At 47.5% G+C, this 1,052-nt stretch carries 1 protein-coding gene; it reads left to right on the top strand.

From position 1 onward, the window contains the following. The coding region (locus tag ACRC27_RS03850) for a LysR family transcriptional regulator substrate-binding protein (protein ID WP_438639233.1) at nucleotides 1–623 on the top strand (623 nt) is incomplete at its 5' end. Between the last annotated feature and the right edge of the window lie 429 nt (nucleotides 624–1,052).

The raw sequence follows: 1,052 nt of genomic DNA, 5'->3' as shown, positions 1-1,052 counted from the left end.
ACATCCGCCTCTCGACTCCCGGCAGTATTGGCCTTCTCATCTACCCTTGGCTGCTAGAGCTGCAGCAAACCTACCCGACGCTCAGTATCCAGCACCGCTTTGCCCCCACCACCGATATCATCTCTGCCGTGCTCGAAGGGCGCAGTGATCTGGGCGTGGTCGATCAAGCGCCTGAACACCCCAGTCTGCATGCCGAACCCTTGGCGCGCGAACCGCTGTGTCTGGTAGTCCCCGCTTCTCTTGCTGAAGTCAGCTGGCCAGCGTTGCAGACATTAGGTTTTATCGATCACCCTGATGGTCGCGCGATGGCATTGCGTTTACTTAGCCGTCAGTTTCCTGGCCAACGTTTAGATGACATTCCAGTCCACGGTTTTACTAACCAAATCAGTTTGATCCTTGAGCCGGTGGCGCGAGGTCTGGGCTTTACCGTACTTCCGCGCTTTGCGGTGACCGCATTCGCCAGATCTGAATTAATCCGCGTGCATCACAGTGAATCGCCAGTTATCGATACACTCTGGGCCATTCACCGCGCCGAATGGCCGCTTCCGGCACGCTATCAGCAATTATTAAGCAACATTAAACTGCGTATTACACAACAAAGTCAGGCAAACGGTGCGCAATAAAAACGTCGCGCTGTGTTATATTGCGTATATTTAAATATATGCAATATAAAAAACTAATAGGTGATAAGTTAATAGATAAACCCAACCCCAAAAAGGGATAAAACAACATAAAGCAAAAGAAGATAAAAGGATAAAACCACGCCAACAGTCTACCCTACCCACAGGGCACAACAGCAAGGAAGGCGTAATAACTGATTAAAAAACAAAACATAAATAACACTGCAAGATAGGTATCAATATCACTGCCGTTATAGTTTTCCCACAGCAAGAAATGCTATGATTAACAGATGTGGCCATTAATTGAGCATGACAGTGCCGCGCGAGTCATCTCAACAAAAGCGTTGTCTAAAGAAAGAATAACAGCGTTTTATTTCAACATCGCAGCAATATCCAGAATAAAAGTAAGGGCTATAGCGGGCTCTTTGCACA

The organism is Plesiomonas sp. (assembly GCF_051650925.1).
In the GTDB taxonomy this organism is placed as follows: domain Bacteria; phylum Pseudomonadota; class Gammaproteobacteria; order Enterobacterales; family CAMTGL01; genus Plesiomonas.
The sequence above is the reverse complement of the archived record's forward strand: the minus strand, read 5'-3'. Positions and strand labels throughout refer to the sequence as shown.